Below are 17,160 nucleotides of genomic sequence, written 5' to 3' on the forward strand. Positions count from 1 at the left end.
CGTTGACCACGATCGTCGACCGCTCCGACGCCTACTGCGTCGTGGGCGCCGGGGCGGGCGGCCTGGCCGCCGGAAAGAACCTGCGGGAGTTCGGGTTCGAGTTCGACGTGATCGAGCGCGCGGACGACGTCGGCGGCACCTGGTACGGCGGCAACCCCCACAGCGCCGCCTACGACTCGGTCCACCTCATCACCTCCAAGCCCTACATCCAGTACGACGACTTCCCGCTCCCGGCGCACTACCCGACCTACCTAGGCCGCGCGCACGCGCACGCCTATCTGCGTTCCTACGCCGAGCACTTCGGCGTCCACGAGCACGTCGAGTTCAGCCGAACGGTGGAACGGATCGAGCGCCGGGACGGTTCGCCCGACTGGTTCGTCACCCTCGACGGGGGCGAAGTGCGCCGGTACGCCGGGGTGGTGATCGCCAGCGGCCACAACTGGAGCCCCCGGTACCCGGACTACCCCGGGAAGTTCGACGGCGAGACGTTCCACTCCTGCGAGTACCGCGACCCGGAACCGCTGCGCGGCAAGCGGGTGCTGGTGGTCGGCGGTGGGACGTCGGGCTGCGACATCGCCGTGGAGTCCTCGCAGAACGCCGCGTCGACCGCGCTGAGCATCCGCCGGGGCTGCTACTACTGGCCGAAATACCTGTTCGGCATGCCGACGGACGTCCTGTACGAGGGCGTACTGAAGTGGCGGATGCCCCGGCCCGTGGTGCGCTTCTTCGGTAGTCTCCTGCTGCGGCTCAACAGTGCCGGAAAGCCGGAGCGGTACGGGCTGCCCAAGCCGTCCCACAAGTTGCTGGAGGAGCATTTCGTCATCAACTCCACGCTGCTCTACCAGCTGGGTCACGGCGACCTCGTCGCCAAGCCGGACATCGCCGAACTCCTGGGCGACCGGGTGAAGTTCACCGACGGCAGCGAGGAGGCGTACGACGTCATCGTCTACGCCACCGGATACCGGATGACCGAATTCCCCTTCATCGACCGCAAGCATCTGAACTGGAACGGGCAAACCCCGCAATTGCACCTCGCCGCCTTCCACCCGGAATACGACAACCTTTTCGTCATCGGATATTTCCAGACCTCCACCGGCAATTGGCCGATCATGGACTACCAGTCGCAGCTCATGGCCCGCTATCTGCACCTGCTGCGGACCGACCCGCAGCGGGCCGCCCGGTTCAGGCGGGCCAAGGCCACGCCGATGGCGGCCGCCCGGTTGAACGGCGGCATCCGGTACTACGACTCCGAGCGGCACTGGCTCCAGGTCGAGCACTTCTCCTACCGGGCGCTGCTGCGCAGGCTCGTCCGCCGGATGGACGCCGAACCGCCGGCCGCCGAGCACGGCGGGGCTGCCGCGGAGACGGCCGATCCGTCGGCGGCGAACCGGCCGAGGAGCCACGCATGATGGACCTGATCGCGCGGCCGGCGAACCGGCATGCCCGGCCGGTGCTGCTGGGCGCCGTCGCGGTGGCCGCGGTGGCGGGCTTCTTCGGCGCCCCCGTCGTCACCTCGCTGACCGGCGGCAACCCGGACTTCGTCACTCCGGGATCGGGCAGCGTCCGGGCCGACGAGCGGATCGGTGCGGCCACCGGAATCCAGGCCGACGGCGGCGTCATCGCCCTCGTCGACACCGGCGCCCCGGTGGACGACCGGCGCACCCGCGACGAGGTCGCGAAGGTCGCCGACCTGATGTCCGGTGACCCGGTCTTCGCCGACGTCCTGACGTACTACCAGGCGCGGGACGACGGACTGGTCTCCCGGGACGGCACCCGGACGATCGTGGTCGGCCGGCTCAAGGACGGCGCCGGGGAGCACTACCAGGACGCCGTCGAGCGGCTGTCCGCCGCGCTGGACGGCGACCGGAGCGTCCGGCTGGGCGGCAGCGAGGTGGTCGGCAACCAGGTGGTCGGCACCGTCCAGCACGACCTGGAGCGGGCCGAACTCATGGCCTTCCCGGTGTTGTTCGTGCTCTCGCTGTGGATCTTCCGCAGCCTGGTGGCCTCCGCGCTGCCCCTGGTCATTGGCGGACTGAACGTCGTCCTCACCCTGCTCGGCCTGCGGCTGGTCGACCGGCTGGTCGCCCCGGTGTCGGTCTTCTCGCTCAACCTGGTGACCGCGCTCGGCCTCGGCCTCGCCATCGACTACAGCCTGCTGATCGTCTCCCGCTTCCGGAGCGAGCTGGCGGCCGACCCGGACGTCGGACGGGCGGTCGAGGCCACCCTGCGCACCGCGGGCCGCACCGTCCTGTTCAGTTCGCTGACCGTGAGCGCCGCGATGGCCTCGCTGTTCGTCTTCCGCCAGCGCTTCCTCTACTCGATGGCGGTCGGCGGCCTGCTGGTGTCGGCGTCCGCGCTGCTGGTCGCGCTGCTGGTGCTGCCCGCGCTGCTGCGGCTGCTCGGCCGGCACGTCGACTTCCTCGCCCCGGCCCGGCTGCGCCGCTCGCTGGAGGCGCCGGAGAACACCGACGGCGGCTGGTTCGCGCTGGCCCGCGGCGTGATGCGGCGCGCCCCGCTGGTCGCGATCGGCGCGAGCGCGCTGCTGGTGGTGCTCGGACTGCCGTTCCTGAAGGTCGCCTTCACCACCGTCGGCCCCGCCTCGCTGCCGGCCGGCGCGAGCGGCCGGGCGGTCGACGAAACCCTGCGCGCCGACTTCCCCGCCGACCCGCTGGAGTCCGTGCAGGTCGTCATCGCCACCGGTGGGGGCTGGGGACGGGGCGGGGACGGCGACGGTGGCCGGGCCGCCGTGCGGCAGCGGGTGGACGCGCTGCGCGCCGGCATCGCCGCCCTGCCCGGCGCCGCCTCGGTCACCCCGGCCGTGCAGCTGGACGCCGACACCTGGCTGCTCCGGGTCACCCCCGAGGAGCCCGGCCTCAGTGAGCGGAGCCAGGCCCTGGTCAAGGATGTGCGCGCGCTCCCCGGGCCGGACGAGATCCTGGTCGGCGGGCAGACCGCCACCTACGTCGACCTCAAGGACAGCCTCACCGGCCGGCTCCCGGCCGCCGCGCTGATCGTCCTCCTCACCGGCGTGCTGGTGCTGCTGCTGATGACCGGCTCGCTGGTGCTGCCGCTCAAGGCCGTGCTGATGAACCTGCTCACCCTCGCCGCGACCTTTGGCATCCTGGTGCTCGTCTTCCAATGGGGCCACGGTGCCGGGCTGTTCGGTGCCGACGCGCAGAACGCGCTGGACGCCACCCAGCCGGTGCTGCTGTTCGCGATGGTCTTCGGGCTCTCCACCGACTACGGCGTCTTCCTGCTCGCCCGGATCAAGGAGGCACGCGATGCCGGGGCCGGCGAGACCGAGTCGGTCGCCCAGGGGCTCGGCCGCACCGGGCGGGTGGTGACGGCCGCCGCCGTGCTGTTCTGCGTGGCGCTGGGCGCGCTTGCCACCTCGCGGATCGTGTTCATCAAGGAGTTGGGCCTGGGCACCGCGCTGGGCGTGCTGCTGGACGCCACCATCGTCCGGGCCCTGCTGGTGCCGTCGCTGATGCGGCTGCTCGGCCGCTGGAACTGGTGGGCGCCGGCCCCGTTGCGTTGGCTCCACGAGCGCTTCGGGCTGCGAGAGGGCGGGGCGCCGCCGGTGGCCGCCGAGAAGTCGTAGGCTGCTGACGAACCGTCACCACGCGCGACCGTCACACTGAGACCCGAGGTGGAAACGTGTATCACGCCATTGTCCGGCGCAACCTCCGCAACTCCTTCGCCGCGGTCGACCGCGGCGACTACGGGGCCATCGTTCGGCAGTTCACCCCCGACGCGGAGCACTGGTTCTCCGGACGGCACGCACTGTCCGGCGGGCGGCACAGCGCCGAGCAGATCCAGCGGTGGTACGACCGGCTGGCCGAGGTCATGCCCGACCTGCGCTTCGAGCTCAAGAAGGTGGTCGCCAAGGGCTGGCCCTGGGACACCGTGGCCTTCGCCGAGTGGGTCGACCACCTCACCGACCGGGAGGGCAACCACTACTCCAACCAGGGGGTGCACGTGGTCCGGATCAAGTGGGGCAGGATCACCGAACTGCACATCTACTGCGACACCGAACTGCTGGAGACGGTCCTGGCGAAGCTCGGCGGGCAGGGCGTCGATGAGGCCGTCGCCGAGCCGGTCGGCGACCCGGGTCCGTTCCGCGAGGCGCGCGTCGGCCGGTGACGGGCGTACGGGGGGTGCGGGTGCGCGGGCGTGGACGGGGGTGGTCCGGCTCCCGCCCCGGGCCGTCCGCGGTAGGTTTTCGGTCGGCCGGCGGGAGGGGCGGACGCACCCGATGAGCCGGACGGATCCGGTGGGCCGGGCGGATCCGGTGGTCGAGCTGTGGTTGCTCGACGCCGCCACCGTGCCGGTGGACCCCGCCGCGCTGGACTGCCTGGACGAGGAGGAGCGCGGGCGCGCCGCGCGATTCGTCCGGGTGGCGGACCGGACCGCCTACCTCGCCGCGCACGTGGCCCTGCGGCGCGTCCTCGGCCGGCGCCTGGCGGTCGCCCCCGAGGCGCTGGCCTTCACCCGGGAGCCGTGCCCCGACTGCGCCGGACCGCACGGCCGGCCCCGGCTGGCCGGCCCGCTGCCCGGTGCCCCGCACTTCTCGCTCTCCCACGGCGGCGGCCGGGTGCTCATCGGCGTCGCCGCTGCCCCGCTGGGCGTCGACGTCGAACCGCTGCCGGGCGCGGACGCCGCCGAGGTGCTGTCCGCGGCGCTGCACCCCGCCGAGCGGGCCGAGCTGGCGGACGTCCTCGCGGCGCGGCGGCCCGGCGAGTTCGCCCGGCTGTGGACCCGCAAGGAGGCCTACCTCAAGGGCCTCGGCGTCGGCCTCGGCCGTCCGCCGGCCGCCGACTACCTGGGCACCGCGGACCCGGGCCGCCGCCCGCGGGGCTGGGCCGTCGCCAATGTTCCGGCCGGCCCCCGGCACGCCGCCGCCGTCGCCCTCCGGGGCTCCTCCACCGCCGTCCCGCACCGGCTGCGCCACACCCTGGGCCGACCCGGCGGGTGAGGCCGTCCCGGTCGGGGCGCACGGGTCCGGGGGTTCACGGGTCCTGGGGTTCACGGGTCCTGGGGTTCACAGTTCGAGGAAGCGCTCCCACCAGCGGATGGGCGTGGGGACGGGCGGCGCGGGGACGATCGGCACGAAGCGGCTCTCGATCGGGGTGTCCCACTCGACGAGGGCGGCCGGGAACCAGGTGACCGGCTTGGTGTCGTCGCGGGCGTTGGCCCAGGCGGCGAGGCGGTCGGCGGGCTCGCGGGAAGGGAGGAGCCCGCGCTCGTCGGTGGTCACCCCGAGGTCGCGCACGGCGTCCTGGTAGAGGTCGTTGCAGAGCCAGCTGTGGAGTATGCCGTCGTCGTGGCCGAGCACCTCCCAGCCGATCCGCCGTCCGCCGGCGGCCACCTCGGCGGCGGGGCCGGAGCCGGCCGGGCGGTCCAGGTGGGCGAGCAGCACCGGCTCGAACACCGCGGACGCGCGGATGGCGGAGACGAGGTCGCCGGCGTGCTCGGGGGGTACCAGCAGCGCGAACAGCCGGGCCCCGGCGGGCAGCCGGACCGTCGCGCAGGCGTCCAGGGCCTCCTGCGGGGTGTCGAACCAGCAGCCGTCCACCGGCAGCCGGTCGAGCAGGCAGTCGCAGGCCGTGGTCAGCCGCTCGTGCGGGACGTCCAGGCCGGTCAGCGGTTCGGGGGCCGTCACGAAGTAGCCCGCGAGCAGTGGGTCGCCGCCGGCCGGAACGGCCGGAGCCGCCGCAGTGGCGGGCGGTACGGCAGCACGGCGGTGGGGCAGGACCAGATCGGGCCGGGCCTCGCCCGGGCGGGGCGGGCGGCGCTCGGCGAGCCAGAAGAGGTAGCCGCGCAGGTACTCGGCCAGGCCGCCGTCGAGATGGGCGATGTAGTCGCGCAGACCCTGCGCGGCGTCCCGGTAGTGCTCCCGGTACTGGCCGCCGACCCGCGCGAGTTCGTCGGAGGTGGTGGCGGCCCACTGCCGGACCCGGCTGCGGTCGTGCCACCACTCGCGGACGCCCGGGACGGTCCAGTGGTCGTCGCCGTCCATCGCGTGGCCGCCGTGGCCGATGACGCAGCCGTTCAGGAGGTCGCGGACCTGCGCCGGGTCGGTCGGCTGGCGGTAGACGAACTCCCGGCCGTCGTCGTCGTAGGCGATGTGGAAGGGCGCGTCCTGCCGGCCCATCTCCAAGGTGTCCGTGTGGGCTCCGTAGAACGGCCCGGGGACGTTCCGCCAGTTGCGCTCCCGCCAGAGGCCTTCGAAGTGGCCCAGGGAGGGCTGCTCGGCGATCAGCCGTCGGGCCGTGGGCAGCGGGTCCCAGTAGCCGTCGGTGGAGCTTCGGAATGATGATTCCTTCATCGAATTACCTGCCATATTGCGTATGTGGCTCAATTTCTAGGCATCCTGACATATTGTGTGCCGGTAGATCATCAGACAAATTGAGAATTCCATGATTCCCTCCGAAAATGCCTCGCCATGCGTTCCAGGCGCCATTAGTATCTGAACGAACACTTTCGGTGATCGTTCGACTGTCGGCCGCGAAGGGGGACGTCATGGGGGAGCAGCTTCGAACCGCTGTGCGTCATGGCGCCTACCCGTTCCTGCTGGTCGGACTGGTCGCGATATCGGCCGCGACGTTGAGGCTGCGCTGGGACCTCGGTCGGGCGAATCAGCTCTTCCTGCTCGGGACGATCGGGTACATGGCGCTGCTCGAACGGCTGATTCCGTACGAACCGGAATGGGTGCCGAACGCGCGTGAGTGGGGGTGGTACGGCGTGTACTTCATGCTGACGATGATCGGCGGGGCCCTGTCCCAGGTGCCCGTTTCCGCCCTCGTCGGCTGGGCGGCGCCGGCCCACGGGGTGTTGCCGCTCTGGGCGGAGATCCCGGGCGCGCTGCTGCTCGGTTCGCTGGCCAACTACCTGGTCCACCGCTGGTGCCACACCAATCCGCGGCTCTGGCGGCTGCACGGGGTGCACCACGTGCCCGACAAGGTGAACGTCGGCAACAACGGGGTCAACCACCTGCTGGACGTCCTGCTCACCCAGGGCTGTGTCCAGTTCTCGCTGGCGCTGGCCGGGTTCTCGGAGCCGGCGGTGTTCGTGGTGGGCCTGTTCGTCGTGGCCCAGGGCTACTTCGTGCACGCCAACATCGATGTCCGGCTCGGCCCGCTCAACCATGTGCTGGCTGGGCCCGAGCAGCACCGGCTGCACCACAGCACCGACCTGTCGGAGGCCGGCCACTACGGCTCCGACCTCTCGGTGTGGGACCACGCCTTCGGCAGCTTCACCTGGCGGCCGGGGCGCCGTCCGGCCGCGGTGGGGCTGGCCGATCCGGGCGCGTTCCCCGCCACGGGCCGGGTGGTGGCCAGCCACCTCCAGGCCTGGCGCCGACCAGCCCGGGCCGAGGGCTCCCCGACCGGCTCGACCTGACCCTCCCGCACCCGACCGTCGCGCACCTCGCCCTTGCGCGTCCGACCTGTCCGTACTCGAAGCGGTCCGTACCCGACGCTCCCGCACCTGACGCTCCGGCATCGACCGACCCTCCTCACCAACGGCTCGTCCCCTTCGGCCGACCCGACGTCCGGCCTGCCCGGAACCGGCGCACGGCCCGTGTCCCCCGGCGCGCGCGGCGGTCCCGTACCCCGCCCGCACGCGCGAACACAGCGACCCAAGGACTCGACTCGCATGACGGATTCCCGCTTCGTCACCTCCCCGGAACTCTCCGAACGCCCCGCACCCGCCGGCCCGTCCGCCGCCGGGCGGGAGAAGATCGCGATCATCGGGATCGGCCTCCGCCTGCCCGGCGGGGCCTGCGACCACCGGGCGTTCTGGCAGAACCTGGTCGACGGCAAGGACTGCATCACCCCCACCCCGCGCAGCCGCTACGACGTGGCCACCCTCGGCAGCCGCGACAAGGCCAAGCCCGGCCGGCTGGTCGGCGGCCGGGGCGGCTACATCGACGGCTTCGACGAGTTCGACCCGGCGTTCTTCGGCATCAGCGGCCGCGAGGCCGACCACATGGACCCGCAGCAGCGGAAGCTGCTGGAGGTGGCCTGGGAGGCACTGGAGGACGGCGGGCAGAAGCCGGCCGAGCTGGCCGGCCGTGAGGTCGGCGTCTACGTCGGCGCGTTCACGCTGGACTACAAGATCGTCCAGTTCTCCGACCTCTCCTTCGACACGCTCGCCGCGCACACCGCCACCGGCACCATGATGACGATGGTGTCGAACCGGATCTCGCACTGCTTCGACTTCCGGGGTCCCAGTGTCTCGATCGACACCGCCTGCTCCTCCTCGCTGGTCGCCGTCCACCTCGCCGCCCAGAGCCTGCAGCGCGGCGAGACCGACCTGGCGCTGGCGGGCGGCACCCTGCTGCACATCGCCCCGCAGTACACCATCGCCGAGACCAAGGGCGGCTTCCTCTCCCCCCAGGGCCGCTCGCGCACCTTCGACGCCGCCGCCGACGGCTACGTCCGGGCCGAGGGCGTCGCCGTGGTGGCGCTCAAGCGGCTCTCCGACGCCCTGCGCGACGGCGACCCGGTGCACGCCGTGGTCATCGGCAGCGGCGTCAACCAGGACGGCCGGACCAACGGCATCACCGTGCCCAACCCCGATGCCCAGGTCGCCCTGATCGAGCGGGTCTGCGCCGAGGCCGGGATCACCCCCGGCGGTCTCCAGTACGTCGAGGCGCACGGCACCTCCACCCCGGTCGGCGACCCGATCGAGGCGAACGCGCTGGCCCGGGCGCTCGCCGTCGGCCGGCGCCCCGGTGACGCCTGCTACGTCGGCTCGGTCAAGACCAACATCGGGCACACCGAGTCCGCCTCCGGACTGGCCGGGCTGATCAAGTCCGCGCTCGCCCTGAAGCACCGGACCATCCCGCCGCACATCAACCTGGAACGGCTCAACCCGGCGATCGACCCGGACACCCTGCCCTACCGGATCCCCACCGAGCCGACCCCGTGGCCGGCCCACGAGGGACCGGCCCGGGCCGGGGTCAACTCCTTCGGCTTCGGCGGCACCAATGCGCACGTCCTGCTGGAGGCCGCGCCGGAGCCCGTGCCCTCCGCCGACGCCGGGCCCCACTCCGGCGGCTCCATCGGCAGCGGGACCGGCACCGCGCAGCCCGCCGACGTCCCCGCCTGGACGGTGCTGCCGCTCACCGCCCGGGAGGCCGCCGCGCTGCCCGACCTGGCCGCCGGCATCCGGGCCGAACTGGCCGGCGTGCGCGGCGGCAGCCCGGCCCGCCCGGCCGACCTCGGCCACACCCTCGCCCACCGCCGCCAGCACCACGACGCCCGGCTCTCGATCGTCTACGACGCCCGCGAGCACACCGCCCGGGCCTCCCTGGACGAGGCGCTCACCGCCCACCTGCGCGGCGAGCCGCACCCCCGGGTGCTCACCGACCACCGCCGCGAGGCCCGGCACCGCCGGCTGGCCTGGGTCTTCACCGGGATGGGCCCGCAGTGGTGGGCGATGGGCCGCCAGCTGTTCGCCGCCGAACCCGTCTACCGGGAGGCCGTCGAGCAGTGCGCCGCGCACCTCGCCGAACTGACCGGCTGGTCGCTGATCGACGAACTCGCCGCCGACGAGCCGGCGTCCCGGATGGCCGAGACCTGGCTCGCCCAGCCGGCCAACTTCGCCGTCCAGATCGGCCTCGCCGCGCTCTGGCGCAGCCGGGGCGTGCGGCCGGACGCGATCGTCGGCCACTCCACCGGTGAGGTCGCCGCCTTCCACGAGGCCGGCGTCTACGACCTGGCCGACGCGGTCAAGGTGGTGGTCCACCGCAGCCGCCTCCAGCAGAAGCTCGCCGGCACCGGTGGCATGCTCGCCGTCGCGCTCACCGAGGCCGAGGCACTGCGTCGGCTCCGCCCGTACGGGGACGCCGTCTCGGTCGCGGCCGTCAACAGCCCCGGCTCGCTCACCCTCGCCGGAGACGAGGCGGCGCTGGCCGAGCTCGCCGCGGCGCTCACCGCGGAGCAGGTCTTCGCCCGGCCGCTGACCGTCGAAGTCCCGTACCACAGCGCCCGGATGGAGCTGATCAAGGACGAGCTGCTGGAGTCGCTGGCCGACCTCAAGGCCCGCCCGGCGCAGGTCCCGCTCTACCTCACCGGCCGTGAGGGCACCGCGCACGGCACCGAGCTCGACGCCGGGTACTGGTGGCACAACGTCCGCGACAGCGTCCGTTTCCGGCAGGCCGTGGAGCGGCTGGCCGACGACGGCTACGGGCTGTTCCTGGAGATCGGCCCGCACCCGGTGCTCGGCCGCTCGATCCAGGAGACCGTCGAGGCCCACCCGGGCACGGCGGACCGGCCCGAGGTGCGGACCCTGCCCTCGATCCGCCGCCAGGAGGACGAGCGGGCCGTCTTCACGGCCTCGCTGGCCGCGCTGCACAACCTCGGGGTCGCGCTCGACTGGTCGGCGCTCCAGCCGGCCGGCCGGATCGTCCCGCTGCCGCGCTACCCGTTCCGGCGCGACCGCCACTGGGTGGAGCCGCGGCCGGTCGAGCAGGTCCGGCGCGGGGAGGTCGACCACCCGCTGCTCGGCCGTCGGCTGCCCGGTGCCGAACCGGCCTGGGAGGCCCGGCTGGACGCCGAGGCCCTGCCCTACCTGGAGGACCACCGGATCCAGGGCGACGTGCTGTTCCCGGCCGCCGGCTACCTGGAGATGGCCGTCCAGGCGGTCCGCGCGCTCACCGGCGGCACGGACGCCGCGCTGGCCGACATCGAACTGCGCAAGGCGCTGTTCCTGCCGGACGAGGAGAGCCGCGCCGTCCGGCTCACCCTCAGCGCCGAGCACGGCTCGTTCACCGTCGCCACCGGCGAGGGCGCCGAGCGCACCGTGCACACGGTCGGCGCCGTCCGCCCCGCCCAGCGCCGCCGGCCCGGCCGGCCGCTGGACGTCGAGGCGGTGCGCGGGCGGGCCGTGCGCCGGCTCGCCGGGCCCGACTGCTACGCCGAACTCGCCGCGCTGGGTTACCACTACGGCCCCGCCTTCCAGGGCATCGAGGAGGTCTGGATCGGGCCCGGCGAGGCGCTGGCCCGGATCCGCCCGACGGCGCCGGTCGCCGGGCAGGGCGAGCGGCACCAGGTGCACCCGGTGGTGATGGACGCGTTCTTCCAGACCCTGCTGACGCCCCAACTGCTTGACGGCCGCCCCGAGTCCGCGGGCATCCGGCTGCCGGTGGGGATCGCGGAGGTCCGGCTGGACGCGGTCGGCGAGCGCCCGCTCTGGGTGCACGCCACCGTCACCCGGGACGGCGGCGGCGAGCTCGTCGGTGACCTCGCGGTGCACGACGAGAACGGTGCGCCGCTCGGCGGGATCACCGGCTTCCGGGCCGCCGACGTCGAGCAGGCGGCCACCGCCGTCGGCCTGGGCACCATCGACGGCTGGCTCGCCGAACCCTCCTGGTCGGAGCTGCCGGCCGCCGAGGACATCACCGACCTGCTGGCCGAACACCCCGACCACTGGCTGCTGTTCGCCGACCGCGGCGGGGTCGGCGACGCGCTGGCCGAGCGGATCGCCGCCCGCGGCGGCAGCTGCCTGCTGGTCCGCGCCGGCGGCGGCTACCGGCCCGCCGAGGGCGACCGCCCGGCCACCGTCGACCCCGGTTCGGCCGAGGACCTCGCCCGGCTGCTGGCCGACCGCCGGGCCGCCGGAGCCCCCGACCCGGCCGCCGTGGTCCACCTGTGGAACCTCGACCGGCCCGGGCTGGCGGGGGCCGACCACGCCGTCGTCGCCGGCCACACCGCCGAGGGCGCCTACAGCCTGGTCACTGTCGCCGCGCTGCTGGCCGCCGAGCTCCCCGACAGCCGGCTGCACGTGGTCACCCGCTCCGCCCAGTCCACCGGCCCCGGCGAGCTCGTGGAACCGCTCGCCGCCCCCGCCTGGGGCATCACCCGGGTGCTGCGCCACCAGGAACTCCCCTCCCACCAGGGCAAGCTGGTCGATCTCGGCCCCGCCACCGAGACCGGGGCCGCCGCCGGGACCGGGGCCGCCGTGGAGGCCGAGGCGCTGCTGCGGGAGTTCGCGCTCGCGGACGAGGACGAGATCGCGCTGCGCGGCGGGCGCCGGCTGACCAGTCGGCTGCGGACGGCCGAGGGGCTGAGCCGGCCGCTCGCGCCGCGGCTGCGGCCGGACGCCGCGTACCTGGTGACCGGGGCCTTCGGGGCGCTCGGGCGGCTGCTCTGCCGCACCCTGGTGAAGCGCGGGGCGCGGCGGCTGATCCTGGTCGGCCGCAGCCCGCTGCCGCCGCGCGAGCGGTGGCGCGAGCTCGATCCGGCGAGCCCGGCCGGGGAGCGCGCCGCCTTCCTGCGCGAGCTGGAGGCGCTCGGGGCCGAGCCGGTCCCGGCACCGCTGGACGTCACCGACGAGGCCGCGCTGGCCGCCTGGCTGGCCGAGTACCGGCGGCTGGACCGCCCGCCGATCCGGGGCGTCTTCCACCTCGCCGGGCAGGTCAGGGACACCCTGGTCGGCGAGCTGGACCGGGAGACCTTCGAGGCCGTTTACGGCCCCAAGGTGCTCGGTGCCTTCGCCCTGCACCGGCAGCTGGCCGGCGAGCCGCTGGACCACTTCGTCCTGTTCGCCTCGATCGCCTCGCTGCTGACCACCGCCGGACAGACCAACTACGCCGCCGGCAACGCCTTCCTGGACGCCCTGGCGCACCACCGCCGCGCCCTGGGCCTGCCCGCGCTCAGCCTCGACTGGGGCCCGTGGGCCACCGGCATGATCGAGGAGCTCGGCCTCATCGACCACTACCGGTACAGCCGGGGCATGAGCTCGCTCGCCCCGGAGACCGGGATGGCGGTGCTGGAGCGGGTGCTCGGCCAGGACCGCGCCCAGCTGCTGGTCGCCACCGTCGTCGACTGGCCGGTGTTCCTCTCCTGGTACCCGGCCCCGCCGCCGCTGGTCGCCGAACTCGCCGCCGCGGCCCGGGAGACCGCCCCGGCGGCCGGGCGGACCGGCCTGCTGGACGCCCTGCGGGCGGCCGGCGAGGAGGAGCGGCGGGTGCTGCTCACCGAGCGGTTCACCGCGCTGGCCGCGACCGTGCTGCGGGTGCCGGTCGAGCAGATCGACCCCGCCGCGGGCCTCGGCGGCCTCGGCCTGGACTCGCTGCTCGCGATGGAGCTGCGGGCCCGTCTGGGCAGCGAACTCGGCGCCACCCTCCCGGTGGTGGCGCTGCTCGGCAACACCCCGGTGGCCGAGCTGGTCGCCCGGCTGCACGAGTCGCTGGCCGAGCTGCTGGACGAGCAGGCGGACGGCGCCGGCGCGGTCGAGGCCGAGCGCCACGAGGACGAGTCGGCCTACCCGCTGACCCAGAACCAGAAGGCGCTCTGGTTCCTCAAGCAGCTCAACCCGGACGGTTTCGCCTACAACATCGGCGGCGCCGTCGAGGTCCGGGTGGAGCTGGAGCCCGAGCTGATGGCGCTGGCCTTCCGGACCATGGTCGAGCGCCACCCGAGCCTGCGGGCCAACTTCGTGCTGGACGCCGGCCGGGCCGTGCAGCGGATCTCCGCCGCGGTGGAGCCGGACTTCGGGGTCTTCGACGTCGAGGGCCTGGCCTGGGACGACATCCACGCGATGATCGTCCGCGAGTACCGCAAGCCGTACGACCTGGAGCGGGACCCGCTGGTGCGGTTCCGGCTGTTCCGGCGCGGACCGGCCCGCTGGGTGATCATGAAGGCCGTCCACCACATCATCTCGGACGCGATCTCCACCTTCACCTTCATCGAGGAGCTGCTCGCCGTCTACGAGGGGCTGCGCCGCGGCCGGGTTCCCGAGCTGCCCCCGGTGGCCGCCCGCTACCTGGACTTCCTCAACCGGCAGAACGCCTTCCTGGCCGGCCGCGAGGCGCCGAAGATGCTGGAGTACTGGCGCTCGCACCTGCCCGCCGAGGTGCCGATCCTCAGCCTGCCCACCGATCGGCCGCGCCCGGCGGTGCAGACCCACAACGGCGCCTCCGAGTTCTTCGTCCTGGACGAGGAGCTCAGCGCCCGGGTGCACGCGCTGGCCCGGGAGCACGGCGTCACCGTCTTCATGGTGCTGCTCAGCGCCTACTACCTGCTGCTGCACGCCTACGCCGGCCAGGACGACATCATCGTCGGCAGCCCGGTGACCGGCCGCACCGACGAGGAGTTCGCCGGCGTCTACGGCTACTTCGTCAACCCGCTGCCGCTGCACGTCTCGCTGGCCGGCGCCCCGACCGTCGCCGAGCTGCTGGACCGGGTGCGGACCACCGTGCTGGGCGGGCTCGACCACCAGGAGTACCCGTTCGTGCTGCTGGTGGAGAAGCTCGGGCTGCAGCACGACCCGAGCCGCTCGGCGGTCTTCCAGGCGATGTTCATCCTGCTCCACCACAAGGTGGCCACCGAGAAGTACGGCTACCACCTGGAGTACATCGAACTCCCGGAGGAGGAGGGGCAGTTCGACATCACCCTGTCCGCCTACGAGGACGAGGCCGAGCACCGCTTCCACTGCGTCTTCAAGTACAACACCGACCTCTTCCTGCCCGCGACGATGGCCCGGATGGCCGGCCACTACGTCAATCTGCTGGACGCGCTGACCACGGCCGGTCCGCAGCGCGCCGCCACCGGTCTCGAACTGCTCGGCCGCGAGGAGCGCGCGGTGGTGCTCCGGCAGTGGAGCGGCGCCGACCGGCGGGTCCCGTTCGGTGAGCCGGTGCACCGGCTGGTGCTGCGCGCGGCGGAGGCGGACCCGACGGCGCCCGCGGTGGCCGCGCCGGCCGAGTCCGGCCCGACCGCCCGGCTGTCCTACGGCGAGCTGGCCGAGCGCTCCCGGCGGTCCGCCGCCCGGCTGCGCGCGCTGGGCGCCGGACCGGGCGGCGTGGTGGCGATCTGCCTGCCCAAGTCGCCGGAGCTGATCACCACCCTGCTCGCGGTGCTCCGCACCGGCGCCGCCTACCTGCCGCTGGACCCGGGCCACCCGGTGGACCGGCTGGCGTACATGGTGGAGCACGCGGGCGCCGCGCTGCTGGTCGGCGACGACGCCGAGCGGCTCGGCGCGCTGCCCGCCCGGCTGGTCACCACCGCCGAACTCGACGCGGACGACGACGGGTTCACCGACGCGGTGGTGAACCACGACGACCCGGCGTACGTCATCTACACCTCCGGCTCCACCGGCCGGCCCAAGGCGGTGCGGGTCTCCCACGGCAACCTCGCCTCGGCCTACCGGGCCTGGCAGGCCGAGTACCGGCTGGACGCCGACGCCCGGGTCCACCTCCAGATGGCCGGCCCGGCCTTCGACGTCTTCACCGGGGACGTGGTCCGCGCGCTCTGCTCCGGCGGCGCCCTGGTGCTGATCGGCCGGGAGCTGCTGTTCAACACCGCCCGGCTGTACGAGGTGATGCGTGCCGAGCGGGTGGACGCCGCCGAGTTCGTCCCGGCGGTGGTCCGCACCGTCCTGGACCACTGCGAACGCACTGGGCAGGACCTGGCGTTCATGCGGCTGCTGGTGGTCGGCTCGGACGTCTGGAAGGTCGAGGAGTACCAGCGGCTGGGCGCCCTGTGCGGGCCCCGGACGCGGCTGGTCAACTCCTACGGCCTGACCGAGACCACCATCGACAGCGCCTACTTCGAGGGCCCGGCGGACGGCCTGGAGCCCAGCCGGATGGTCCCGATCGGGCGGCCGTTCCCCAACAGCGCCTTCTACCTGCTCGACGCGCAGGGCCGCCCGGTGCCGCCCGGCGTCACCGGGGAGCTGTGGATCGGCGGCTCCGGCGTCGCGCTCGGCTACCTCGGCGACGAGAAGCAGACCGCCGGCCGGTTCGCCACCCTGCCGCTCGGCGGCGCCGACGGCGGCGAACCCCTGCGGCTCTACCGCACCGGGGACCTCGCCCGCTGGGACGCCGAGGGCGGGGTGCACCTGCTCGGCCGGGCCGACACGCAGATCAAGGTCCGCGGCCACCGGATCGAGCTGGGTGAGATCGAGACCCAGCTCGCCGACTGGCCCGAGCTGGAGCGGGCGGTGGTCACCGTCCGGCCGGACCGCGACGGCGAGCACGTGCTCTGCGCCTACTGCGTGCCCGCCCCCGGACGGACCTTCGACCACCGGGAGCTGCGCCGCCACCTGGCCGGCTACCTGCCGACCTTCATGATCCCGACGCACTTCGTCGAGCTGCCCGCGCTGCCGCTCACCGCCAACGGCAAGGTGGACACGGCCGCGCTGCCCGAGCCCCGCACCGACACCGCGGAGGCCGCCGAGCCGCCGGTCACCCTCTACGAGGTCCGGATGGCCGAGCACTGGCGGGCGCTGCTGGGGGTCGAGGAGCCCGGCCTCCAGCACGACTTCTTCGAGTCGGGCGGCTCCTCGATCAAGCTGATCGAGCTGATCCACGGTCTGCAGGCCGAGTTCAACATCAGCATCCCGGTCAGCCAGCTCTTCAAGGTCACCACCCTGCACGGGATGGCCAAGACCGTCGAGCACATCATCACCGGCCGGATCGAGGGCGCCCAGCCGTACCTCTGGTTCAACCAGGACCAGCAGCAGACGCTGTTCTGCTTCCCGCCGGCCGGCGGCCACGGGCTGGTGTACCGGCAGTTCGCGGCCCACCTGCCGGAGTACCGGACGGTCGCCTTCAACTACGTGTCGGGGGACGACAAGGTCGACCGCTACGCGGACCTCGTCGAGGTGCTCCAGCCGGAGGGCCCGTGCGCCCTGCTCGGCTACTCGCTCGGCGGCAACCTCGCCTTCGAGGTGGCCAAGGAGCTGGAGCGGCGCGGCCGGGCGGTGCCCAATGTGGTGATCATGGACTCGCACCGGATCCCGGAGTCCTTCGACCTCGGTGACGAGCACCTCCAGGCCTTCGAGCGGGAGCTGGCCGAGCACCTCCAGCGGCACACCGGCTCCGCCGCGGTCGCCCAGGAGACCCGCGAACAGGCCCGGGACTACCTGCGGTTCTGCAGCCGCACGCCCAACCTCGGGGTGGTCACCGCCGCGCTCAGCGTGATCTCCGACGACGAGAAGGTGGCGCTGTACGAGGCCGGGCAGCACGGCGCCTGGCACGGCAGCTCGGCCACCGGGACGGCGGTCTTCAAGGGCTTCGGCACCCACGCCGAGATGCTCGACCGCGACTTCATCGCCCACAACGCCGGGCTCGCCCGGTCGATCCTCACCGGAGCCGCCCCCCATGCGTCCTGAGACGGTCCGGGGCCGAGTCCCGAGTCTGCCCGCCCC

7 protein-coding genes are annotated in these 17,160 nt (G+C 73.6%); 6 read left to right on the forward strand and 1 reads right to left on the reverse strand.

Going from position 1 to position 17,160, the window contains the following annotated elements; translation table 11 throughout:
• Window positions 1-2 precede the first annotated feature (2 nt).
• The 4 genes from ACFU9E_RS00990 (at window position 3) to ACFU9E_RS01005 (ending at window position 4,975) form a co-directional block, all read left to right on the forward strand.
• A complete protein-coding gene (locus ACFU9E_RS00990; RefSeq protein WP_380680770.1) occupies window positions 3-1,409 on the forward strand; it encodes a flavin-containing monooxygenase in 1,407 nt (468 codons plus the stop codon).
• Entirely contained in the window at window positions 1,406-3,601 is a 2,196-nt protein-coding gene (locus ACFU9E_RS00995) for an MMPL family transporter (protein WP_380680773.1), read from the forward strand. Before ACFU9E_RS00990 ends, ACFU9E_RS00995 begins: the two co-directional genes overlap by 4 nt.
• Before the next feature lie 56 nt (window positions 3,602-3,657).
• Window positions 3,658-4,143, forward strand: coding sequence for a nuclear transport factor 2 family protein (locus tag ACFU9E_RS01000; RefSeq protein WP_380680776.1), 486 nt, complete (start codon window positions 3,658-3,660; stop codon window positions 4,141-4,143).
• Window positions 4,144-4,255: 112 nt separating this feature from the next.
• Entirely contained in the window at window positions 4,256-4,975 is a 720-nt protein-coding gene (locus ACFU9E_RS01005) for a 4'-phosphopantetheinyl transferase family protein (protein WP_380680779.1), read from the forward strand.
• Between the two features lie 66 nt (window positions 4,976-5,041).
• Here ACFU9E_RS01005 and ACFU9E_RS01010 read toward each other — a convergent pair whose 3' ends face one another.
• The gene (locus tag ACFU9E_RS01010) at window positions 5,042-6,328 is read right to left on the reverse strand and encodes a hypothetical protein (RefSeq protein WP_380680782.1); all 1,287 of its coding nucleotides are present in this window, start codon (window positions 6,326-6,328) and stop codon (window positions 5,042-5,044) included.
• Window positions 6,329-6,522: 194 nt separating this feature from the next.
• Between ACFU9E_RS01010 and ACFU9E_RS01015 the strand changes: the two genes are divergently transcribed.
• Window positions 6,523-7,401, forward strand: coding sequence for a sterol desaturase family protein (locus ACFU9E_RS01015; RefSeq protein WP_380680785.1), 879 nt, complete (start codon window positions 6,523-6,525; stop codon window positions 7,399-7,401).
• A 255-nt stretch (window positions 7,402-7,656) separates the two neighbouring features.
• A complete protein-coding gene (locus ACFU9E_RS01020) occupies window positions 7,657-17,124 on the forward strand; it encodes an amino acid adenylation domain-containing protein (RefSeq protein ID WP_380680788.1) in 9,468 nt (3,155 codons plus the stop codon).
• Window positions 17,125-17,160: the final 36 nt, after the last annotated feature.

Origin of the sequence: Kitasatospora sp. NPDC057595, from assembly GCF_042800875.1 — a bacterium.
Classification (GTDB): Bacteria; Actinomycetota; Actinomycetes; order Streptomycetales; family Streptomycetaceae; genus Kitasatospora.